This is a genomic window from Blastococcus sp. SYSU DS0552 (genome assembly GCF_054050815.1).
Window position 1 is genome coordinate 35,405 of sequence record NZ_JBJHAB010000023.1, and the last position, 22,164, is coordinate 57,568.

General features: G+C 75.8%; 15 protein-coding genes. 6 read left to right on the top strand and 9 right to left on the bottom strand.

The window, feature by feature from the left end; all coding sequences use genetic code 11:
* Positions 1-68: 68 nt before the first annotated feature.
* The 5 genes from ACI8AG_RS18395 to ACI8AG_RS18415 form a co-directional block, all read right to left on the bottom strand.
* Positions 69-1,643, bottom strand: coding sequence for an FMN-binding glutamate synthase family protein (locus ACI8AG_RS18395; protein WP_456598160.1), 1,575 nt, complete (start codon positions 1,641-1,643; stop codon positions 69-71).
* A 58-nt stretch (positions 1,644-1,701) separates the two neighbouring features.
* The gene (locus ACI8AG_RS18400; RefSeq protein WP_456590724.1) at positions 1,702-3,162 is read right to left on the bottom strand and encodes a GntP family permease; all 1,461 of its coding nucleotides are present in this window, start codon (positions 3,160-3,162) and stop codon (positions 1,702-1,704) included.
* Positions 3,163-3,178: 16 nt separating this feature from the next.
* Positions 3,179-4,732 (bottom strand): gluconokinase, encoded by a 1,554-nt coding sequence (locus tag ACI8AG_RS18405; protein WP_456598161.1) that lies wholly within the window; start codon positions 4,730-4,732, stop codon positions 3,179-3,181.
* Between the two features lie 93 nt (positions 4,733-4,825).
* On the bottom strand, positions 4,826-5,602 hold the full coding sequence (locus ACI8AG_RS18410) for a class I SAM-dependent methyltransferase (protein WP_456598162.1): 777 nt from the start codon (positions 5,600-5,602) through the stop codon (positions 4,826-4,828).
* A gap of 17 nt (positions 5,603-5,619) precedes the next feature.
* Positions 5,620-6,999: an MFS transporter gene (locus ACI8AG_RS18415; RefSeq protein WP_456598163.1), complete on the bottom strand. Its 1,380-nt coding sequence runs from the start codon at positions 6,997-6,999 to the stop codon at positions 5,620-5,622.
* 128 nt (positions 7,000-7,127) lie between these two features.
* Between ACI8AG_RS18415 and ACI8AG_RS18420 the strand changes: the two genes are divergently transcribed.
* From ACI8AG_RS18420 to ACI8AG_RS18430, 3 genes are all read left to right on the top strand, one after another.
* Entirely contained in the window at positions 7,128-7,724 is a 597-nt protein-coding gene (locus ACI8AG_RS18420; protein WP_456598164.1) for a TetR/AcrR family transcriptional regulator, read from the top strand.
* 91 nt (positions 7,725-7,815) lie between these two features.
* Positions 7,816-9,681, top strand: a complete 1,866-nt coding sequence (locus tag ACI8AG_RS18425) for a hypothetical protein (RefSeq protein WP_456598165.1) — start codon at positions 7,816-7,818, stop codon at positions 9,679-9,681.
* A gap of 2 nt (positions 9,682-9,683) precedes the next feature.
* Entirely contained in the window at positions 9,684-10,889 is a 1,206-nt protein-coding gene (locus ACI8AG_RS18430; protein WP_456590730.1) for an acyltransferase family protein, read from the top strand.
* A 7-nt stretch (positions 10,890-10,896) separates the two neighbouring features.
* Here ACI8AG_RS18430 and ACI8AG_RS18435 read toward each other — a convergent pair whose 3' ends face one another.
* From ACI8AG_RS18435 to ACI8AG_RS18445, 3 genes are all read right to left on the bottom strand, one after another.
* Positions 10,897-15,093: an alpha-(1->3)-arabinofuranosyltransferase domain-containing protein gene (locus ACI8AG_RS18435; protein WP_456598166.1), complete on the bottom strand. Its 4,197-nt coding sequence runs from the start codon at positions 15,091-15,093 to the stop codon at positions 10,897-10,899.
* Between the two features lie 38 nt (positions 15,094-15,131).
* The gene (locus tag ACI8AG_RS18440; protein ID WP_456598167.1) at positions 15,132-16,103 is read right to left on the bottom strand and encodes a DUF3068 domain-containing protein; all 972 of its coding nucleotides are present in this window, start codon (positions 16,101-16,103) and stop codon (positions 15,132-15,134) included.
* Positions 16,104-16,356: 253 nt separating this feature from the next.
* Entirely contained in the window at positions 16,357-17,082 is a 726-nt protein-coding gene (locus tag ACI8AG_RS18445) for a class I SAM-dependent methyltransferase (RefSeq protein ID WP_456598168.1), read from the bottom strand.
* A 76-nt stretch (positions 17,083-17,158) separates the two neighbouring features.
* Between ACI8AG_RS18445 and ACI8AG_RS18450 the strand changes: the two genes are divergently transcribed.
* Positions 17,159-18,523, top strand: coding sequence for a glycosyltransferase family 4 protein (locus tag ACI8AG_RS18450; RefSeq protein WP_456598172.1), 1,365 nt, complete (start codon positions 17,159-17,161; stop codon positions 18,521-18,523).
* Here ACI8AG_RS18450 and ACI8AG_RS18455 read toward each other — a convergent pair.
* The gene (locus ACI8AG_RS18455; protein ID WP_456598169.1) at positions 18,415-20,154 is read right to left on the bottom strand and encodes a hypothetical protein; all 1,740 of its coding nucleotides are present in this window, start codon (positions 20,152-20,154) and stop codon (positions 18,415-18,417) included. The two genes, ACI8AG_RS18450 and ACI8AG_RS18455, sit on opposite strands and share 109 nt — an antisense overlap.
* 68 nt (positions 20,155-20,222) lie before the next feature.
* Here ACI8AG_RS18455 and ACI8AG_RS18460 point away from each other — a divergent pair, with 68 nt between their 5' ends.
* Entirely contained in the window at positions 20,223-21,512 is a 1,290-nt protein-coding gene (locus ACI8AG_RS18460; RefSeq protein ID WP_456598170.1) for a hypothetical protein, read from the top strand.
* A 127-nt stretch (positions 21,513-21,639) separates the two neighbouring features.
* Positions 21,640-22,041: a cupin domain-containing protein gene (locus ACI8AG_RS18465; protein WP_456598171.1), complete on the top strand. Its 402-nt coding sequence runs from the start codon at positions 21,640-21,642 to the stop codon at positions 22,039-22,041.
* Positions 22,042-22,164: the final 123 nt, after the last annotated feature.

Genomic DNA, 22,164 nt, shown 5'->3' on the forward strand with positions numbered 1-22,164 from the left:
CGGCCCACTCCTCGACCTCGGCGCCATCGGCGTCGGGCCGGCGACGGGTCGGAGCGCGGGGCCCTCACTCAGCCGACGGCGTCCTCGGACGGCGGTGCGGTGCCGCCCTGCTCGCCATGCCCGCACATGATCGCCGTGATCGCCGCGCGGTCGGCGGCCGAGGGCAGCCCCCAGCCCGGCTCGTACCCGTAGACCGACGCGAGCGGGCTCGAGGCGGTGCGCCCGGTGAGGATCTCGACCGAGTCGGTCTCGATGAGCCCCGGGTGGGGTACGCCGCACGCCTCGGCGACCTTGAGCAGGTCGCGGCGCAGGGTGCGCACGTAGTTGCCGGCCCGGACGGACTTCAGCTCCGGGTCCAGGCCGCGCACCAGCCAGGCGTTCTGCGTGGCGACGCCGGTGGGGCACGTGTCGGTGTGGCACTTCTGCGCCTGGATGCAGCCGATGGCCAGCATCGCCTCCCGGCCGACGTTCACCATGTCGCAGCCCAGCGCGAAGGCGACGGTCGCGTTGTCCGGGAGGCCGAGCTTGCCGGCCCCGATGAAGACGACCGAGTCGTGCAGCCCCTTGCGCGCGAAGACCGAGTAGACCCGGGCGAAGCCCACCTGGAACGGCAGCGACACCGTGTCGGTGAAGATCAGCGGCGCGGCGCCCGTACCGCCCTCGCCACCGTCGATGGTCACGAAGTCGACGCCCCGGCCGGTGGACGCCATCAGGTCGGTCAGCTCCTCCCAGAAGGAGAGGTCCCCGACCGCGGACTTGATGCCGACCGGCAGGCCGGTCTCGGCGGCCAGCAGCTCCACCCAGTCCAGCAGGCTGTCGGGATCGGAGAACTCCGCGTGCCGGGACGGGCTGATGCAGTCCACGCCCTCCCGGACGCCGCGCGCCTCCGCGATCTCGGCCGACACCTTCGCCGCCGGCAGCACTCCCCCGAGGCCCGGTTTGGCGCCCTGGCTGAGCTTGATCTCCAGCGCCCGCACCGGCGCGGAGGCCACGAGGGCCTTGAGCCGGTCCAGGTCGAACCGCCCGTGCTCGTCGCGGCAGCCGAAGTACGCCGTCCCGATCTGGAAGACCAGGTCGCCGCCGTGCCGGTGGTGCCGCGAGATGCCGCCCTCGCCGGTGTTGTGCAGGCAACCGGCCAGCGCGGCACCGCGGTTGAGCGCCTCGATCGCCGGACCCGACAGCGAGCCGAAGCTCATCGCGGAGATGTTGACCACCGATTCGGGCCGGAACGCCCCCGCCCGGCCCCGCGCGGCACCCAGCACCTTGGCGCACGGGAGGGCGACGCCCTGCCCGGTGTGCACGTCGGTGGCCGGCACGGAGGCCCCGAAGGTGGCGTGCTTGATCACCGGGTAGCCGGCGGTGAACTCGAGGTCGTTGTCGGTGCCGAAGCCGAAGTAGTTGTTCTCCTGCTTGCTGGAGGCGTAGACCCAGCGCCGCTGGTCGCGGGTGAAGGGCCGCTCCTCGTTGTTGCCGGCCACGAGGTACTGGCGCAGCTCCGGCCCGATCGACTCGATCAGGTAGCGCGCATGGCCGATCACCGGGAAGTTGCGCAGCAGCGAGTGCTCGCGCTGCATCAGGTCACGGGCGGCGACGGCTGCCAGGGCGGAGAGGCCGGCCGCGGCGGCGCGCGAGGCGAGCGTCATTCCTCCACCCTGCCACGGTCGGCCCGGCCCGACAGCTCGTCCGTCGGAGGCGCCACGGTCAGAGGAAGATGCTGAGCACCAGCGCCAGCACGAAACCGATCGTGCCCAGCAGCGTCTCCATCACCGTCCAGGTCTTCAGGGTGGTCTTCTCGTCCATCTGGAAGAACCGGCTGACCAGCCAGAAGCCCGAGTCGTTGACGTGCGAGAGCACCGTCGCGCCACCGGCGATCGCGATGACGATCAGCGCGAGGTCCACGGAGCTGAGCCCGTCGGTGGCCGCCACCACGGGGGCGATCAGGCCGGCTGCGGTCGTCAGCGCGACCGTGGCCGAGCCCTGCGCCACCCGGATCAGAGCGGAGACGACGAACGCCGCCACGATGACCGGCAGGCCGATGTCGCCGAGGACGTCGGCCAGCGCGGTGCCGATGCCGCTGGCCCGCAGCACGCCGCCGAACATGCCGCCGGCGCCGGTGATCAGGATGATCGCGCAGACCGGCCCGAGCGCGCTGTTGAGCACCGACTCGACCTCTGCGCCGCTGTCGCCGCGGCGCCGACCCAGCACCCACATGGCCAGCAGCACGGTGATCAGCAGCGCGATCGGCGTCGCCCCGATCAGCTGACCCCAGCGGACCACCGCCGACTCCTCGTCCACGATCCCCTCGGCGGCGAGCGTGGTCAGGCCTGTGTTGAGGAAGATCAGCAGCATCGGGAGGAGCAGCACCGAGATCACGGTGGCGAACCGCGGCGGTGCGGGCCGGGTCGCCGTCCCGGTGGCGGCCCGCCCGCCGGTGGCGATCCCGGGCGAGCTGCCCTCGACCGACGGGTCCGGGGCGTCGTCCGCCGTCTTCGGCTCCCCGGCCAGGATGGTCGGGACGGGGAGCTCGAACCGGCGCCCGGCCCAGAGCCCGAACAGGTAGCTGCCCAGGAACCACGTCGGGACGCCGATGAGCAGGCCGAAGACGAGCACCAGGCCGATGTCGGCACCGATCAGCCCGGCCGCGGCGACCGGGCCCGGGTGCGGCGGCACGAAGGCGTGCATGACGGCGAACGCACCGGCCACCGGCAGCCCGTAGGTGAGCAGCGAACCCCCCAGCCGGCGGGCCACGGTGAACACGATGGGCAGGAAGACGACGAGCCCGGCGTCGAAGAAGATCGGGAAGCCGAACAGCAGCGCGGCGATGCCGAGGGCCAGCGGTGCCCGCTGCTCGCCGAAGCGCTTGATCAGGCTGTCGGCGAGCACCTGGGCGCCGCCGCTGTGCTCGAAGAGCCGGCCCAGCATCGCCCCGATCCCCACGAGCAGCGCGACGCTGGCCAGCGTGGAGCCGAAACCGGCGGTCATGGTGGTGACCACGTCCTCCAGCGGCACCTGTGCCGCCAGCGCCACCGCCAGGCTGACCAGGATCAGGGCCAGGAAGGCGTGCAGCTTCACCTTCATGATCAGGAAGAGCAGGACGCCGACCGCGATCGCGGCGATCAGCAGCAGCACTCCGGCGCTCAGCGCCGGTTCTGCGTCGGGCATGGCTCCTCCACGAGGCTCAGGTCGGGGGGTTCGGGGCGTCGTCCAGGGCGTCGAGCGTGGTCAGGACGTCGGCCAGGGCCGTGGTGGACCGGTCGACGAGGGGGCGCAGCCGCCGGTACACGGCGACGGCGTCGGGGTCCGGCAGCACCGGCTCGTGCACGGCGACCAGCGCGGTGGCGGCGCCGAGGTCGGGCAGCTCCCCGAGCGCGTGCCACCCCAGCAGGCAGGCGCCCAGGCCGGTGCCCTCCGGGGAGTCGGCCACCCGCACCGGCAGGTCGAGGGCCGCCGCGAGCGTCCGGATCCAGAGCGGGGAGGCCACCGCGCCGCCGGTCGCCCGGACCTCCCGCACCGGCACGTCCGTCGCGGCGAAGGCGTCCCGCACCAGCGCCAGCTGCTGGCAGACGCCCTCGACGGCGGCGCGCACCAGGTGCGCCCGGCGGTGCTCGCGCCGCAGCCCCAGGTAGGCCCCCCGCATCCCCGACCGCCACCAGGGCGCCCGCTCGCCGAGGAAGTAGGGCAGGCACAGCAGGTCCGAACTGCCGACCGCAACCGCGGCAGCCTCCTCGAGCAGCTGCGCGTCGAGGTCGTCGGCGGCCTCGCCCGCGGGGCCCTCGGCGCCCTCGGGGCCGGCGGCCAGCGCCTGGGCGGCCCAGCGCACCACCGACCCGCCGTTGTTGATGGCGCCGCCGACCACCCAGGCGTCGTCGGTGAGGGCGTAGCAGAACAACCGGCGCCCCGGGTCGACCGTCGGGCGGGGGACGACGACGCGCATGGCCCCGCTCGTGCCCAGCGAGACCGCGGCGACATCCGGGCTCACGGCGCCGACACCCAGGTTGGCCAGCACCCCGTCGGAGGCGCCGATCACCACGGGCAGACCGGGCGGCAGCCCCGTGGCGGCGGCCACCTCCGGGCGCAGGCCGGGCAGCACCGCCGTCGTCGGCAGCACCTCGCCGAGCTGGCGGGGGCGGACGCCGGCGATGCTCAGCGCCTCCTCGTCCCACCGCCCGGCGCGGAGGTCGTAGAGCCCGGTGGCCGACGCACAGGACCGGTCGACCACGTGCCCCCCGCCGCACAGGGCGGCCACCACCAGCTCCTTCACCCCGCCCCAGCGGGGCACCCGGGCCACCCGGTCGGCGTCCTCGGCCCGTTCCCACGACAGCTTGACCAGCGGGGACATCGCGTGCACGGGGGTGCCGGTGCGGGCGTGCAGGTCCGGGGCGCGGCCGTCGGCGACCAGCGCCTGGGCCCACTGCGCCGCGCGGTCGTCGGCCCAGGTCACCACCGGGCCGAGCGGGCTCCCCTCGTCGTCCATGGGCACCAGGCCGTGCATCGCCGCGCTGAGCGAGACGGCGACGACCGAGTCCCCCCGGTCCCGGGCCAGGGCGGCGACCTCGCCCAGCGCCTCGACGGCCGCCGCGGCCAGGCGCACGGCGTCGAGCTCGGCCCGGCCGGGGGCCGGCACGAGGAGCGGGTAGGCCACGCTGGCGACGTCGCGGATGCGGCCGTCGGTGCCCGCGGTGACCGCCTTCGTCGCGGTGGTGCCCGAGTCCAGCCCGACCACGACGTCCACGAACACCCCCCTGACCGGCCCCTCCGTTGGCCGCATCGTGCCCGCACCGCGCACGGCGTGGCAACCGCTCGCGGCGCCGGGCGGCCGCCGATCTCAGCCGGCGGGCGCACCTCCGGCGGGGCGGCGCCGGACGACGTAGCGCCGTGCCCGCCAGTGCGTCGCGGGCTCGTCGACCGGGGCGGCGTCCAGAACCTCCGCCCCGTGCACCGCGACCAGGTCGGCCACCCGCCGCTCGGGCACCCCGGTCATCCGCATCGGTGCTGGGTAGCCGAGCAGGCGCCGCTGCGCCCACCGCACCAGCGGCGCCGGCGCCACCCGCCACACGACACCACGCAGGGTCCACATCGGCCGGGTGGTGCAGTGCACCACGGCCACACCTCCGGGGCGCAGCACGCGGGCGAACTCCGCCAGGTACGTCTCGAGGACCGGGCGCGGCAGGTGCTGGAGGACCCGCTCGGTGTAGACGAGGTCGAACGATTCGTCCGGGAAGGCCCGCAGGTCGGGGTCCTCCCCGAGCACGAAGCGGACGCGTCCGCCGCTGCGGTCCAGGCGGCGAGCGGTCTCCAGCATCGGCGCGGAGACGTCGAGGCCCACCACCTCGCGCGCGTGCTCCGCGAGCGCCTGGCTCAGCCGGCCGGCACCGCAGCCGAAGTCCAGGACGCGGTCCCACGTGGTGGGTAGCCCGAGCCCGGCCAGCTGCTCGCGCGCGACCCCGACGTCCCGGCGGCCGAGCTCGAGGAAGGCGTCGGCGTCCCACCGCCCACCACGCTTGTCCGCGGCCACGTGGACGGCCCAGAGCGGGTCCTCCGCCCCCAGGGTCGTCCAGTCCCTGCGCACCTGGTCGAAGCTCATCGCACCCACCGATCTCATGACCCGGACGGCGGACGCTACCGGTTCCCGGGCCGCCGGCTCCGGTCCCGCCCCGCCCCCGGCCGCTGCGCGGAGCGCCCGGCCGAGCGCAGCCGGACGCGGACGGCGGCGTGCAGCGGTACCAGGACCACGCCGTCCCGGGCCAGCCGCGAGCGGAGCTCCCGACGGTGCCGGACCACCCCGGCCAGGCCGATCGCCCAGAACAGGTACTGCACGGCGAACGCCGCCCGGAAGGCGTCCAGGTCGTAGTCGGTGGACGCGCCGGGGGTGAGCAGGTCCAGCACCGCCCCGACGGCCAGGATCGTCAGGAGCGAGGCGACGAACCCGCCGACGTTGACCACACCGCTGGCGCTGCCCTGCCGCTCGACCGGGTTCTCCGTGCGGGCGTAGTCGAACCCGATCATCGAGCCGGGACCGTTGGTGCCGAGCACCGCCACGAGCACGACCAGCAGCCACAGCGGGGCACGCCCGGGCCACAGCAGGACGACGGTCCAGATCGTGGCGGTGGCGGTCAGGATGCCGAAGACGAGCACCGAGCGGCGCAGCGGCCAGCGGGCGCACAGCTTGCCCAGCACCGGCCCGACGCCCATCCCGACCAGCACCAGGAGGGTGAGCAGGCCGGCCGCCGTGCCGGGCGCGAGCCCTTGGCCGACCACCAGGAACGGATAGCCCCAGAGCAGTGCGAACACGGTGCCGGAGAACTGGGTGACCAGGTGCGTGTAGAGGCCGATCCGGGTTCCAGGCTCCCGCCAGGTGTCGACCAGCCCGCGGCGGAGCTCCGCCACCGGTGGCGCCACCGGCCGGACCGTGCCGGGCGGGGCGTCCCGAAGCGCTGCTGCCACGAGCACGGCGACGAGCGCGCCGGTCGCTGCGGCACCGAGGAACGTCGCCGTCCACGAGGTGGCGTGCAGCAGCGTCACGAGCGGGTACGCCGCGGCGACCGATCCGATCTGCCCGAGGATGCCGGTGAGCTGGGTGATCAGCGGCGCCGACGTCCCGGGGAACCACAGGGCGACGATGCGCAGCACGCTGATGAAGGTCATCGCGTCCCCCGCGCCCACCAGCACCCGGGCGGCGACGGCCGTCGGCACGTCGGTGGCCAGCGCGAGCAGGAGCTGGCCTCCGGCCATCGTCACGGCCCCGGCCAGGATCATCCGGCGGGATCCGAACCGGTCCAGCGCCACGCCCACCGGCACCTGCAGCGCCGCGTAGACGGCCAGCTGCAGCACGAGGAACAGCGACACCGCCGACGCCCCGGCCGAGAACCGTTCCTGCGCCTCCACCGCCGCCACGCCGAGCGAGGACCGGTGGAAGACGGCGACGGCGTACGCCAGCAGCCCGACCAGCCACATCGCGTAGGCGCGGGCCGACGGGCGGGCGGCCGGGACGGAGGTCACCTGGACAGGACACCGCAACGCGGTCGGCCATTCCACGCCGGGCCGGTGAGTTCCCTCACCGCACCCTCCCGGCGCACTACTCTTGCGAGCCGATGGACCCCTTGGTCGACCCCACCGACGATCCCTCCGTGGACGACGGTCACCGCCGCGGACGGATCCTCTGGGCCCTGGCCACCTGCATGGCGGAGAAGGGGTACCAGGCCACCACGATCTCCGACATCGCGCGCGAGGGCCGGGTGTCGAAGACGATCGTCTACGCCCACTTCCGCGACAAGGAGGAGTGCCTCCTCGAGCTCTACAGCCGGGCCAACGAGAAGGTGCTCGACACGGTGCGCCGGGCGCAGGAGCAGGCGCACGCGGCCGGGCTCCCCTGGCGCGGCCGGCTGCGCGCGGGCATCGGCGCCTACCTGGAGACGCTCGCCGCCGGGCCGGCCGTCGCCTGGGCGGCGCTGGTCGAGGTGCAGGCGGCCGGCCCGCGGGCCCGGGCGCTGCGCCGGCAGGTGTTCGACCAGTACGTCGACCTCATCTGCGAGGTGGCCGGCGGGCTGGCGCAGGACCACCCCGACGAGGTGCGCCCGGTCGGTCGGGAACTGGTGCTCGCCGCAGTGGGCGGCGTCAACGAGCTGATGCTGGCACGGGTGGAACGCGGGGAGGCCGCGCAGCTGCCCGAGGACGTCGACGCCGCCACGGCGACGGTGGTCGGGCTGCTCGAGCGCCGTCCCTAGCGGTGTCCGAGGTGGTACCGGCGGGTACTACCGCTCGGTAGCCGCGCTGTCTACGCTGCCCCGGAACCCGGGTCACAGTGGACGGAGCCCCATGAGCGCACCCCCGCGCGTCGACGCCGGCGCGCCTGCGGAGGCCCCGTCGCGTCCGGGGACCGCCGTCGTGCAGCTGCGCATCGACCGGGCGACCGTCGTCCCGGTGGTCGCGGCCGTGCTCATCGCCGGGCACCTCGCCCTCCGGGGCTGGGCCGCGGCGAGCGGCTGGCTCACCGGGCCGGACTTCCTCGCGGCCGCGGTGGCCGCCGGCCTGCCGGTCGACGTCCCCGGACCTCCCGGCGCCGTGGGCCTGGCCCGGGGCGTCGCGGCCATCGCCCCGCTGTCCTGGCCGGCGCTGGTGGGGCTCGAGCTCCTCGGGCAGCTGCTCGTGGACCTCCTCCTGTACCGGCTGCTGGTCGAGCTGTTCGGCCGCCGGCCGACGGTGCTGCTCCCGCTGACGGTCTACCTGACCAGCTCGCTCACGCTCGTGGGCGGGACGTGGTGGAGCGCGGCCGTGGTGCAGCTCCCGCTCCAGCTGGCCCTCCTCGTCGCCGTCCGCGGGCACGTGCACCTCCTGCGCTCGGGCTCGCCCGCACAGGCCCTCACCAGCGCGCTGGCCGTCGCGGCCGGGGTGTTGTTCGCCGTGGAGGCCGCGCTGGTGCCGCTGCTGCTCCTGGCCGGCACCGTGCTCTGGGCGACCACCGGCCCGCTGCGGGCCAGGCTGCGCACCCTCGCCCGGTGGCGGATCGCCTGGGCGGCCCACGCCGCCGCCGTGGCCGTCGGCCTCGGCGCGCGCCTGCTCCTCTCCGATGACCCGCTCGTCGATGGGGCCGCCCTGGGCGAAGGCCTCCGCACGCTGCCCGGCGTCCTCGCGCACACGGTGCTCCCCGGTCTCGTCGGCGGCCCCTGGCGCTGGGAGACCGTGCTGGCGCCGCTGGCCACGCCCGACCCGCCGGTCGGCCTCGTCTGGGGCGCCCCCGTGGCCCTGGCCGTGGTGGTCCTCGCGTCCGTGCTGGTCCGCCGGGGGGCGCTGCGCGCCTGGCTGCTCGCCGCGGTGGTCGTCGTCACCGCCGTGCTCGGCGCCGCGTCCTCCGGCGCCACGGCGGGTGCGGTGGCGGCCGACCTGGTTCCGCCGGCCACCACGGCCCTCGTGGCGGCGCTGGCGGTCGGGCTCGCCTTCCTGCCGGTCCGGGAGGCACCCACCGTCCTGATCCGACGGGCCTGGACCACCCGCGGCCGGACGGCCGAGGCGACGGCTCGGCTCACGCGGACCGGAGTCGCACTGGCGGTCGCCTCGGCCCTCCTCGCCGGGGCCGTGCTCTCGACCGCCGGCTTCGCCCGGCACTGGTCGACCAACGCCGGCCGCGACTTCGTCGACAACGCCAAGGGGGCGCTGACCGGGCGCGTCGACCTCGTCCTCGCCGATGCCCCGGTGCCCGAGCACGTCGTCCCCGAGCGGCTGGCGCCGGCCAACCGCGCGTCGGTCGTCCTGGCCGGCCTCCCCCGGCTCCCACCCTTCCTGGCCGAGGGGCAGGTCGTCGACGAGGTGGTGGCCCTGGACGACCAGGGCCACGGCCAGCTGGCCGTCGTCGACCCCGTGAGCACGTCCGGCTCCGGGCCCACCCCGGACTGCGGCTGGCCCGCCGGGGAGGAACCGGCCGAGGTACAGCTGCCGCGGGGGACGCCCGACGGCCGGTGGCTGGTGCAGATCGCCTACTTCGCCGGGGTGGGGAACCTGGTGACCGTGCGAGCCGGGGACACCGTGGGTGCCGGCCTCGCGGAGGCGGGGGTCCACAACCTGTTCGTGCAGGTGAGCGGCCCCGTCGACAGCGTCGTCATCGAGGTGGCCGACCCCCAGGCCCCGCTGTGCGTCGCGTCGGTGGCCGTCGGACAGCCCCTGGCCCTCACCCCCGGCGGGAACTGACCGTGCGCTATCCGGCGCTCAACGGCCTCCGCGCGCTCGCGGCCACCGCCGTGGTCACCACGCACGCGGCCTTCTGGACCGGCTCGTACACCGCCGACACCGGTGGCTACGCCCTGGCCCGGCTGGACGTCGGCGTCGCGGTGTTCTTCGCGCTCTCGGGCTTCCTGCTCTCCCAGCCGCTCTTCCGCGCCGCGGCGGAGGGGCGTCCGGCGCCACGCACCGCCGCCTTCCTGTGGCGACGGGCGCTGCGCATCCTGCCGGCGTACTGGGTGTGCGTCGTCCTGGCCATGCTGTTCCTCCCCGGGAACCGGGAGATGGGCGGCGGTGACTGGTTGCGCTTCCTCACCCTCACCCAGATCTACTCGCGCAGCTGGCACGCCGACGGCCTGGACCACGCCTGGAGCCTGTGCACCGAGGTCTCCTTCTACGTCCTGCTCCCCCTGATCGTCGCCGGGCTGCTCCGGCTCAGCGGCGGTCGGTGGCGACCCGGGCTCCTGCTGGCCGCGCTGGCCGTGGCCTCCCTCCTGGGTTTCGCCTGGTTCGCCTGGGCGGCCTCGGACCCGTACCTGCTCGGTTCGCTGACGCTGTGGCTGCCGGCCTACGCGTCGTGGTTCGGGGCGGGCATGGCGATCGCGGTGCTCTCCGTGGCCTCGCCCGACTGGGCGCCGGTCCGCTGGGCGCACGAGCTGGGCGGCAGCCCGTGGACGTGCTGGGGCGCGGCCGCGGCGCTGTTCTGGGTGGCGGCCGGGCCGTTCACCGGGCCCGTCGACCTCTCCTCGGCGCTGACCGCCGGACAGGGGATCACCAAGCACGTGCTCTACACGGGCGTCGCCGCGCTGGCGGTCTGGCCGCTGGTGTTCGGCGACCAGACGGCGGGCCGGGGACGCCGCTTCCTCGCCAGCCGCCCGCTGGACTGGCTGGGTGAGCGCTCCTACGGGCTGTTCCTCTTCCACATGCCGCTGCTGATCGTCCTGTGGGACGTCTTCACCCACCCGCTCGTGGTCGTGCTTCCGGTGACGTGGCTCGTCGCCGTCGCGGTCGCCGCGGTGGTCTACCGCGTGATCGAGCGACCGCTCGTGCTGCGCGGGCGCAACCTCGTCCCCGACCGCCCGGGCGCCCGGGCGGACGGCGCCGGCACGGGCGCGGGCGGCCACGCGGCCGGCATCCCCGCCGGACCGACCCCGCCGGCGGGGGCGACGCGCGGCTGACCTGGGCTCACCCCTCCCGGTGGCGGCCGCCGACCGGCGCCGTACGGATCCACCGCGGCGGGCCGGGCAGCACCCCGGCGACGACGGCGGCAACGGCGACCAGCGCGCACACCTGGCGCACCGTCGACGTGCTGCCGGGGGCGAGCAGCAGGAGCGCACCCGACAGGGCCAGCGCGCCGGCGGCCGCCCCGCCGAGGACCAGGTGGCGGTGCCGTCCGGCGCAGCGACCGGCGACGTAGGCGACCGCCAGCGCACCGATCCCCACCGGCCCACCGACCAGCGCGATGCCCGCCACCGCCGCGAGCACGAGCACGGCTGCCGCAGCCCGGCTCCCGCCGCGCTCGGGGCGGGCCCTGCGGGGGCGCGCGGGCAGAGCCGCGAGCGCACCGAGCAGGAGCACGGCACCCGCCCCGACCCCGAGCGCCGTCCGGTAGGCGGAACCGGGACCGAAATCGAGGGCGACCGTCCCGGCCGGGCCCGGTGGCAGCACGTACCCCTGCTGCCACCCGTCCACCGCCACCTTCTCCAGGGGCCGCCCGTCGAGGGTCGCGCTCCAGCCCGGGTTGGTGTTCTCCGGCACCACGAGGAGCGTGCTCTCGCCACGGGCGCCGACCTCGACCCGGCGGTGCTCGGCGTCCCAACGGACGACATCGGCCGGCCGCCGGTCGATCCCGTCCGCGGGGGCGCCGGACCTCGTCAGCGTCGCCGTGTCGACGGTCAGCAGGTCGGTGCCGGGAGCGACCAGCCGGTGCTCGCCGCCGGCGAGGCTCACGGTCCCCTCGTCCCCGCAGACCGAGAGCTGCAGCGGCTGCAACGAGGCGAGCGCGCCGACGGTGGTGCGGGCGGAGGTGCGGAACGTCGTCCCGTCCACGGTGACCACGGGCCCCTCCGCGCACGGGACCACGACCGGCGCCTCGAGTTCCGGCGCAGGATTCGGCTCGCCCACCTGCAGTTCGCTGACGCCGATGCCGAGCCGCTCGGTCGTGCGGCTGTAGGGGTCGAACGACGACAGTTCGAGCGGCCGCCGGAGGCCGACCAGCAGCCGGTCGGTGGTGATCGGGGCGAACCGGACGCTGCCGTCGTCGTCGAGGGCGAGGAGCGCGGGCAGGCCGCCGCCGGCCTCGATCGTCACCGCGGTCGGGACCGCAGCCGCCAGACCGGCACGCGTGACGATCCGCACCGAGTCGACCGTGCGGGGTTCGCTCCACCGGAGCTCGAGCGAGGGGGTCCCGTCAGCGCGATCGGCGAGCCACGCGGTGCCCGGATCGCCGTCCACGGCGGCCGCGGCGCTGCCTCGGGGATCCTCGACGGCGCTGCTGCTCGCCGTCACCGCCACGTCGGTCCCCCGGATCCGGGCGAGGAGCGCGTCGAGCGCAGGGCCCGGCCGCGGCACCGCCGTCACGGACAGCTCGTAGGCGGCCGGCCGGGTCACGGTGAAGGCCCGGTCCAGCCCCTGCGGCTCCTCCGCCCCGGTGGGCAGCGCGGCCGCGCAGCGGGGGCCGTCCGCGGCCACGAGGCAGCCGGCGCGGCCCGGACCGGAGGTGTCGAACGCGTACACGTCGACCTGCCCGGCCGGTTCCGGCGTGACGACGGTGCGGCTCACCGCGACGCCGGGCAGCTCGACTTCGGCCAGCGCGAGGACCCCGGCCGCTCCCCCGGAGGGAGCGATGGTCAGCGAGGTCGTGCGCCCCGGTGGCAGGGGCAGCTGCTGCGGCTGGTCGGTGTCCTGCACTGCCACGTCGAAGGCGCCGGCGTCGGTGGTGAGCCGGATCCGGTGCGGCAGCTCCGCGGCCGACGGATCCAGCGTGACGGTGACGGTGCCGGCGAGGAACTCCGCATCGGTCTCCAGCCGCCACCACAGGGCCCCCGGCTCCGTCGCGTCGTCGGCAGGGCGCCACGCCGTCCGCGGATCGCCGTCCACCGCCGCCCACGGCGAGGCGTCGGGTCGGGCGCCGCCGCTGGTGCCGGGGTCCGAGGCGGAGCTCCCCGCGCTCGGTGTACCCCCGCTGTACCGGACGGTGCTGAGGGCCGGCCCCGCCACCGGGTAGTCGGTCGCCACGCCGGCCAGCCGGAGCGGATCGTCCGGGGAGAGCCCCGACGACTCGGCGCCGGTCAGCCGACCGAAGGTGCGTTCCCGCCGGACCAGTGCGTCACTGACCATGGTCGCGCCGGTTGCCCCCGCGACGTCGGCGCCCGCGAGCACCGCCGGCCGGCCCTCGATCAGCTCCTGCTCCTCCAGCGCCAGCACCGCATCCGGACCGCCGTGCACGGTGACCGCGTCGGACAGCGGCGCGGTCCAGGCCGTCGGCGCCGGGTCGCTCACGGTGAAGATCTGCACCGCCGGGCTGGGCTCCTGGAGTCCGGCGTCGAAGCGCGTGCCCGCGACCGGCATCTCCGCGGGATGGTCCGGTCCGAACTCGGCGACCAGCTCGATGCCCGGGGAGTCGCGCAGCGCCTGGCGCACGAGCGCAGGACGGGTGGCACCGGCCGGGCCGGCGTCGAGGTCGTTGCGCAGCACCAGGTGCGAGATGCCGGCGCGGGCGAGGAACCGGGTCAGCCCCGCGGACCCCGCGCCGCGGGCCAGCCGCTCCTCCACCGCGTCGAGGAGGCGGATGTGCGCGGGCGGGGTCAGCGGGATCGCGCTGCGCACCTCCCAGGGGGACTCCGCCAGGGCCTGCAGGGGCTCGTCGCCGGTGGACCCCCACGCGTAGGTGGCGAACGACGACCCCGGCACCAGCAGTGCCCGCCCGCTGGGCTGCGCGTCCGCGAGGTAGTCGGCGGTCTCCTGCCAGTAGGAGGGGATCGCCACGAAGGCCCCCTGCGCGGGGATTCGGTCGGCCAGCGCGGGCGAGGTGGTGGCGAGGAGCGCCAGGGCGAGCAGCGCGAGGGCGGCGCGCGCCCCTTCGCGGCCGGCCCGCCCCCACCAGGCCGGGCGCCCGGACCGGGCCGTCCGGTGCTCGCGCGCCCGACGGAGCAGCACGGCGAGCAGGTGGGCCAGTCCGAGGACCAGCGGCAACCGGAGGACGGGTTCGAACTTGTGCACGTTGCGGAGCGGGGCCAGCACGCCGTCCAGGGCATCGTGCAGCCGGCCGGCGAGCAGCCCGTCGACGGCCGCGAGATGACCGAGCGAGACGAGGGCGACCCCGGCGAGCAGCCCGAGCACCAGCCAGGTCTGCTCCGGCAGGCCCCTGCGGGTCAGCGCGAACAGCCCGGCGGCGGCCAGGACCACCGTGGCGGCGACGGGTAGCGCGTCCCGCGCCAGCGCCCAGCCCGCCGGCCAGTAGGGACCGGTGGGCGTGGCGAGGTAGGGGACCCAGTGGGAGGCCCCGCGCAGGATCGTCGTCAGATCCGTCGGGGCCGTGGTGGTCGCGGCCGTCTCGATGTAGTCGAGGAACGGCGGGCTGTACCGACCCAGGAGCAGCAGGGGGACGGCCCACCAGCTGGACGCGAGCGCCACGGCGGCCACCCACCAGGCCGCCAGCCGCCGGCGGAAGGGGCCCGGCTGGCGGGTGAGGAGGTAGAGCACCGGCAGCGGCAGGACGGCAGCGGTGGCCACCGCGTTCACCCCACCGACGCAGAACACCGCGAGGCCCGAGAGCGCTGCCGCGCGGCGTGCCGAGCCGTGCCCGGCGGCCCCGACGAGGGGCAGCAGCACCCACGGCGCGAGCGCCATCGGGAGCACCTCGATGCTGACCGAGCCCACGAGGGAGACCATCCGGGGCGCGAGCGCATAGGCCAGCCCGGCCAGCAGCGCGGTGGCCGGCGTGCCGATCCCCAGCCGGCGGGCCAGGAACACCACGCCCAGGAACGCGGTGCACAGGAGCACCGCCCACCAGAGCCGCTGGACGAACCACAGGGGGATGCCGGCGCCCTGGCCGAGGACGAAGAACGGCCCCATGGGGAACAGGTAGCCGTAGGCCTGGTTCTGCACCTGGCCCGCGAACCCTTCGGGCTCCCACAGCTGCAGCGCCCGGGACAGGAAGCCCGCGGGGTCGACGTAGAGGTCGACCTTGGTGTCGGGGACCAGGCGGCCGGACGACTGCGTCAGCGCGAGCGCGGTCAGGGCAGCGCACACGGCGGCCAGCCGGACGCGCCACACGAGGCTGCTGCCACCGCTGCGGACGGCCGGCGGCACGGGCACCGGGGAACGCGCGGAGCCCGCCGGACGGGATCCGGCGGGCTCGCGCGCGAGGGTCGTGGCCATGGGTGCACCTCCGGAGGGGGCACCCCCTCCCCGGCCGGTCAGTGGCCGGTGGCCGCCCGCGGACCGCCGTCGACGTGCGCCGGCCGGCCGGTGCGCCGGTCCCGGGCCACGAGGACGGCCCCGCCGACGAGCAGGACGAGACCCACCCCTCCGAGGACCAGGGGAACGGTCTGCTGGATGAGGGTGATCTGGCTGCGGTTGTCCTCGGCGCGCTGCACCCCGTCGGCGATGGTCTCCTCCGTGCCGCTGAAGGTGCCGGCCAGCATCGTCACGCCGGTGGTGCCGTCGGGCCCGCGCAGCACCGTGTTCGGCGACTCGGACGCCGTCACGACGACGCCGCTGGTCGGCTCGACCCAGACGGTCCGCTCGTTGCTGTAGACCACCTCGGCCTCGACGGTGCCCGCGTCGGGGTCACCCACGAGCGCGCCGGGGACCTCGGCCTCCCGGATCACGGTCTCGGGCACGGTCGTGACGAACTTGTAGACCTCAAGCCCCTCCAGCTCCTCGACGCCCTCGAAGCGGGCGGGGAACGCCTTGCCCGTGGTGGGGTTGAACAACTCGTAGTCGCGCTGCTCGGTGCCGAAGGGGAACGTAAGGGTGAGCCCTTCGACGTCCTTGCTGCGGTCGTCGTCGACGTGGTCGGAGTCGCAGTCGACGGCCACGGCCTCGGTGCGGTCCAGGCAGACCCGGTAGGTGGAGGCGTTGAGCAGCGTCCCGTCGGTACCGCTCACCGTCGACCCGAAGCTCCAGACGGCGACGTCGTCGCCGGCATCCGCGGAGTCCGGATCGCCCTGCACGCGCTGCTGGACCTCCGCCTCCAGACCCCGCAGCTGCCGCATCTCGCCCAGGTCGAAGAAGCTCACGCCGCTACCGGAGGCGGTGGGCTCCGCCGTCTGGTCCAGCGGCAGCTTCACCATGGTGGGCGCCAGGATCAGTCGCACGGAGAGCGCCGCGGCGATCAGGAACGCCCCCGCACCCAGCAAGATCAGCCCGATGACGCGTCCTCGCATGCGGTTGGCTCCTCTGCATCGGCGCGACAGCTCCACTGGCATCGCGGCGCGGCAACACTACTGGTGGGTAGCCAAAAGGCAAAGACCAGCCGATACGAGGCGGTACCACGCCGACAGCCGAGCGGATACCGCGTCGTACCAGGCCCGCCGTCTCCTCACCCGATCGGGCGACTCGGACGCCGGTAACCCCGGGTACCGGGGGGCGGCGGATCGCACTTGCGCGGTTCCGGGAACCGCTGCGCGGCGGCATGGCTCACCGGCGGCGCATCACCACGACGAGGTTCCAGCAGACGACCTCCCGCAGCAGTGGCACCGCCACGACCCAGCGCGCCCACCACGGGTGGTACCGCGGGTAGGTCGTGACGACGTCGACGTCCGGGCAGCGCCGCGCCCACCGCAGTGCGGCCCCCACGGACACCGGGAACAGCGACTCGCCGAACCGGTTCTTCGGCTCCCGGCCCTCGCGGCGCCGGTACCGGCGTCGCGCCCGGTGCCCGCCCAGGTAGTGCCAGGGCCCGGTCTCGTGGCCGCCGTGCGGGGACCACCAGGGGGTGAAGGAGAGGAAGATCGTTCCCCCGGGCCTCGTCACGCGGACCATCTCGGCCGTCATGGTCCACGGGTGCGCGACGTGCTCCAGCACGTTCGACGAGTAGCAGACGTCCACGCTGCCGGTGCGGATCGGCAGCGCCTCGCCGCTCCCGCGGACCGTGCCGGGCTCCGGCTCCCCCCGGGCGACGAGCTCGCCGGCGTCGGGCTCCAGCCCCGTGTAACGGGCCCCGGCCGCCCGGAACTCCCGGGCGAAGTACCCCGGGCCGCCGCCGACGTCGAGCACGGCCCTCCCCCGCAGGTCGACGTGCTCCGCGAGCTGCCGCACGGAGTCCCGGGCCAGCGTTCCGTAGAACAGGTCCGGGTCGGACTGCTCCCGGAGAAATGCCCGGAAAAGTGTGACCGACCGGGCGAACGTGGCGGTGCGCGCCATTCCTGTAGCACCCCATCCTCTCGGTGAAGGGACTGGCCGAAAGCCTGGTACCGGCGGGTACTCTCCCGCGGTGCCCATGCGATCAACGGCGATCGACGTCCTCTTCGTCAACTGGCGGGACCTGAGCCACCCCGAGGGCGGGGGCTCCGAACGGTACGTCCACCGCATGGCGGAGGGGCTCGCGGCCACGGGCCTGCGCGTCACGCTGTTCTGCGCGGCCCACGAGCGGGCCCCGGCCGAGGAGACGCTCAACGGCGTCCGGGTGGTGCGCCGCGGCGGGCGGTTCTCGGTGTACCCCCACGCCCTCGCGTTCGTCCGGCGGCACCGGCCCCGACTGGTGGTCGACGTGCAGAACGGCCTGCCGTTCGCCAGCACGCTGGTGACCCGGGCCCCGGTGCTCAACCTCGTGCACCACGTGCACCGCGAGCAGTGGCCCATCGTGTTCGGGCGGTTCGGCGGTGCGCTCGGCTGGTGGCTGGAGTCCCGGGTGGCCCCGGCGGTGTACCGCCGGTCCCCGTACATCGCCGTCTCCCGGGCCACGGCCGCCGAGCTCGTCGGGCTGGGCGTGGCGGCCGACCGGATCGCCGTCGTGCCCAACGGTGTCGAGGAGCCGCCGCCGGTGACGTCCCGGCCCTCCCCCACGCCCAGGCTGGTGGTGCTGTGCCGCCTCGTCCCGCACAAGCGGGTGGAGCACGCCCTCGAGGTGGTGGCCAGGCTGCGTCCGCGGTGGCCGGACCTGCGGCTGTCCGTCATCGGTGAGGGATGGTGGGGCGACGAGCTGCGGGCCGCGGCGGAGCGGCTCGGTGTCCGCGAGCTCGTGGACTTCCACGGCTACCTCGACGAGCAGGTCAAGCACGAGGAGCTGGCCCGGGCCTGGGTGCACCTGTGCCCGTCGGTCAAGGAGGGCTGGGGCCTGGTGGTGACCGAGGCCGGGGCGCACCGGGTGCCGACGGTGGGGTACCGGTCGGCCGGTGGCCTGCGGGAGTCGGTGGTCGACGGTCGGACGGGGGTGCTCGTCGACGACCTCGACGAGATGGTCGAGGCCGTGGAGCGACTGCTCGCGGGCGAGGCGACCCGCCGCCGGATGGGCGAGGCCGCCGCCCGACACGCAGCGGGGTACAGCTGGGACGCGAGCGTGAAGGGCTTCGCCGACGTGCTGTCGGCGGCTGTCGCTGTCAGGCGGTCAGCGCACGCCGTAGTCGAGGACGTCGACCTGCTGGCCGGCCTGCTCGAGGGAGTTGTCGGGGTCGACCGCGGCGGAGACACCGGCAACGGCGGCGACGGCGAGACCGGCCCCGCCACCGAGGGCGATCACGACGGCGATGAGGGTCTTCATCGGGGGGCTCGCTTCCGCAGGAGTCGACGACGGCCCGTCACGCTAGATGTCCCGGCGAAGATCCACAACAGCGAGCCCACGCAGACCCCGAGCGCCACCGCGTGAGCGGCCACCACCGCCGTCACCCGGACGGAGGACGGCTCGGGCGCCGGCCGGGCGCCGGGCACCCGGTGCAGCCGGAGATCGGGACCGTCCACCACCAGCGGCAACCCGATCGCGGCGGCGGGCACGGGGCGGCCGGGGGTGCCCCGTTCGACGAGCACCCAACCGATGCCGAGGTCGGCGAGCGCCCGCGGGTCGTCGACGGCCGCGGCCACCGCGCGCGCCCGCTGGTCCTCCCCCGCCACCGCCCGGCCACCGACCACGAGCTCGTCATCGGTGACGGTCGGGCGAGGCAGCCAGCGAGGCGCCGGATCCAGCAGCGGCCGGCCCGCGTTCCACTCGAACGCCCGGTAGCTGCCGAAGGGCAGCACGAGGACGTCGCCGGTGGCGTCCTCGGCCGACAACCGCTCGCGGACCCGTTCCCAGTCGGCCGGGTAGCTGACCGGCTGCAGCCGGCCCCCGGCGCCCCAGGCCAGGTCCGGCAGGGCGACCAGCGGGAGCGCCAGCACGGCCGCGACGGCGACCCCGCCCAGGCCCGGCGAACCGCTCCACGCCGTGACCGCCGCGGCGAGGCGGCGGGCGCCGAGCCCGGTACCGACGGCCAGGGCCAGCCCCCACCACGCCGCCCACTTCTGCCCGTCCCGCAGCAGCCCGGCGCCCGGCACCGTCCGCACCACCCACTCGAGCAGGTCGGCGAGGCCGGGGACGGCGCCGGCACAGGCCAGCACCACGCCGGCTGCGGCGAGCAGCAGCAGCCGGCGCGCGGGCCCGGTCAGCGCCTCCCGGGTGGTCCAGCCGACCGCGGCCACGGCCAGCAGCACCAGGGTGAGCAGCGGGACGAGCACCGAGGTGCGGCTGCCGGGGACCGCGCCGGCGTTCCAGATGCCGCCGGTCCCGAGCACCGACAGCAGCGTTCCGCCCCAGCCCTCCGGGCGCGCGGCGAAGGCGCCCACGCCCGCGGGATCGGAGGCGCCGCCCGCGGGGTGCAGCGCGCCGGCCACGATCCACGGCAAGGAGAGCACCAGGACCCCGCTCCCGGCCACGAGCAGCCGCTCGCGACCGACCAGCACGAGCACGAGGCCGGCGGCCAGCAGGGCGCCCGTCGGGGTGAGCGCCGCCGGCACGCAGACCAGCAGCAGTCGGGGCAGGGCGCCCGGCAGGCGCTCGCGCACCCGCAGCGACGCCCGGGCGATCCAGGGCAGCGCGGCGTAGGCGAGCAGCAGCGCCCAGTGCCCCATGAGCAGCCGCTCGGCGAGGTAGGGGCTCCACCCGTACACCAGCCCCGCGACGGCGGCCGCGACTCCGCGCCGGCCGTCGGCACCCGGCGGAACCAGCCGCGCGGCGCCGAGGACGGCGGCGAAGACCGTGCCCAGGAGGACCGCCTTCTGCACCGCGTCCCCGGGCACGATGGCCGTCAGCAGACCCATGACGGCGTCCACCGGCACGGCGCGCGGCAGGGAACCACCGAGGCCCAGGGCGTCCAGGTCGAGATCCTGCCTCGGTACGAACACCATGTCACGGAGGAGGACGAAGCCGGGGGCGAGCGCCGGACCGGTCACGAGCAGGGCCACGGCCAGCGCGAGCACCCGCGCGGGCCACGGCGATGCGTCGGGCCGGGCCCATCGCTGGTCCACGTGCGCTCGCACCTCCGTCCCGACAGCCGGCACGCCGGGCTCCCGGCGGACGAGCGCAGAGTATGGGGGTGAGCGCACTGGGATCGAGCAATCGCCGGCGGGACGTCGGCCCGGCGGCGCGGTCACCCCGTGCGCTCGGCTCGGCGGCCCTGGTGACCGTGGCATTCCTGGGCGCCAACGCGCTCGCCTACGTGTTCACCGTGCTCGCCGCCCGGCTGCTCGCCCCCGCCGCCTACGGGGAGCTCGCCGCGCTGCTCGGCGTCGTGCTCGTCGGCGCGGTGCCGGGCACCGGGGTCCAGACCACCGCCGCGCTGGTCCTCGGCGGACGCGCGGGCGACCCGCGGACGACCGGCCGGTTGCACAGCACCGCCCTGGCCGTGGGCCTGGGCGTCAGCGCCGGAGCGCTGGCGCTCGCACCCCTGCTGGTGGCCCTCCTGCACCTCCCCACCGCCGGCGCCGCGGTGTGGCTGGCGCTGCTGCTCCTCCCGCAGACCATGGTCGTGGGGTACCAGGGGCTGCTGCAGGGCGCGGGGCGGTTCCGCCGGCTGGCCGTCCTGACGGTGGCCTTCGGCGCGGGCAAGCTGAGCGGTGGGCTCGCCGGGTTGCTCATCGGCGGCAGCTCGTCGGGCGCGCTCGCCGGCATGACCGCCGGGGCGGCCCTCGCCGCGCTCGGCGGCTGGGTGGCCGCGGGCCGACCGGGGCTGGTGCGCGGCCTGGGCCGGCCCCTCGCCGCGTCGCTGCGGGCGGCCGGCGCGTTGCTCGGCCTGGTGGTGCTGCTCAACCTCGACGTGCTGCTGGCCCGCCACCACCTGCCCGGCGCGACGACGGGTGAGTACGCCGTCGCCTCGATCATCGCCAAGGTCGCGTTCTGGCTGCCGCAGGGCGTCGGCGTGGTCCTGCTCCCCCGGCTGGGCGACGCCGCCGGCCGGCACGCGGTGCTGCCTTCGGCGCTGGCCGCCGTGGCGGCCGTCGGCGCGCTGCTGACGGCCGGCACCGCCGCCCTGGGCGGAGCTGCCCTCCCGCTGATCGGGGGTGCGGCGTACGGCGACGAGCTCGGGAGCGCCACATGGCTCTTCGCGGCGCTGGGCACGCTGCTGGCGCTCGCCCAGCTGCTGCTGTTCTCCGGGATCGCCGCGGCCGACCGGCTCGCCGGCGTCGCGGTGTGGTCCGCCGCCGTCCTCGAGACGGTCGTGGTCTCGGCCCTCGCCGCCGCCGGCCGGTTGACGCTGCTCTCCCTGATCTCCACGGCCCTGCTGACCGCCCTGCTGCTCGTGGGGGTGGGGCTGACCCGGCTGCACCGCGCCCGCGCGGTGCCGGCGATGACCGCCGACGGCGTGGTGCCGGCCCCGCGGGCGTGATCCACACCGCCGGGACGGGACGACTACTCGCGGGCCGGACAGGGCAGGAGGACCACGTCGTCGGTCGGCGGCCTCCGCGGGCGGCCGACCGCAGCCGTCCGTCCCCGAGACGAGAGGAGCGCCGCCCGTGGCGTCCGTCATCCATTACACGATCGCGACCGAGGCCGAGAAGAGCCCCGACTTCCGCCGGGTCCTGTGGACCGGCAAGAACACCCAGCTGGTCATCATGACCATCCCGCCGGGTGGGGAGATCGGCGAGGAGACGCACGAGGACATCGACCAGATCCTCACTTTCGTCAGCGGCATCGGTAAGGCCGTCATCTCGGGCGACGAGAAGAACGTCGCGCAGGGCGACCTGGTCGTCGTCCCCGCCGGCACGAAGCACAACTTCCTGAACACCGGCGAGAACCCGCTGGTGCTCTACACGGTCTACGGCCCGCCCGAGCACGCCGACGGCGCGGTGCACAAGACCAAGGAGGAGGCCGACGCGGCCGAGGAGTCGGGCGAGGACGAGCCGCCGACGTCCTGACCCCTCCGCAGGACCACCGGCCGGGGGGGGGGGGGGGGGGGGGGGGGGGGGGGGGGGGGGGGGGGGGGGGGGGGGGGGGGGGGGGGGGGGGGGGGGGGGGGGGGGGGGGGGGGGGGGGGGGGG

Bases quoted from the DNA above. Each gene is read 5' to 3' on its own strand.
- ACI8AG_RS18445 (WP_456598168.1), bottom strand. From the start codon at position 17,082: ATGGCGCGCACCGCCACGTTCGCCCGGTCGGTCACACTTTTCCGGGCA.
- ACI8AG_RS18400 (WP_456590724.1), bottom strand. From the start codon at position 3,162: ATGCCCGACGCAGAACCGGCGCTGAGCGCCGGAGTGCTGCTGCTGATC.
- ACI8AG_RS18425 (WP_456598165.1), top strand. From the start codon at position 7,816: ATGAGCGCACCCCCGCGCGTCGACGCCGGCGCGCCTGCGGAGGCCCCG.
- ACI8AG_RS18395 (WP_456598160.1), bottom strand. From the start codon at position 1,643: ATGACGCTCGCCTCGCGCGCCGCCGCGGCCGGCCTCTCCGCCCTGGCA.
- ACI8AG_RS18450 (WP_456598172.1), top strand. From the start codon at position 17,159: ATGCGATCAACGGCGATCGACGTCCTCTTCGTCAACTGGCGGGACCTG.
- ACI8AG_RS18440 (WP_456598167.1), bottom strand. From the start codon at position 16,103: ATGCGAGGACGCGTCATCGGGCTGATCTTGCTGGGTGCGGGGGCGTTC.
- ACI8AG_RS18435 (WP_456598166.1), bottom strand. From the start codon at position 15,093: ATGGCCACGACCCTCGCGCGCGAGCCCGCCGGATCCCGTCCGGCGGGC.
- ACI8AG_RS18410 (WP_456598162.1), bottom strand. From the start codon at position 5,602: ATGAGATCGGTGGGTGCGATGAGCTTCGACCAGGTGCGCAGGGACTGG.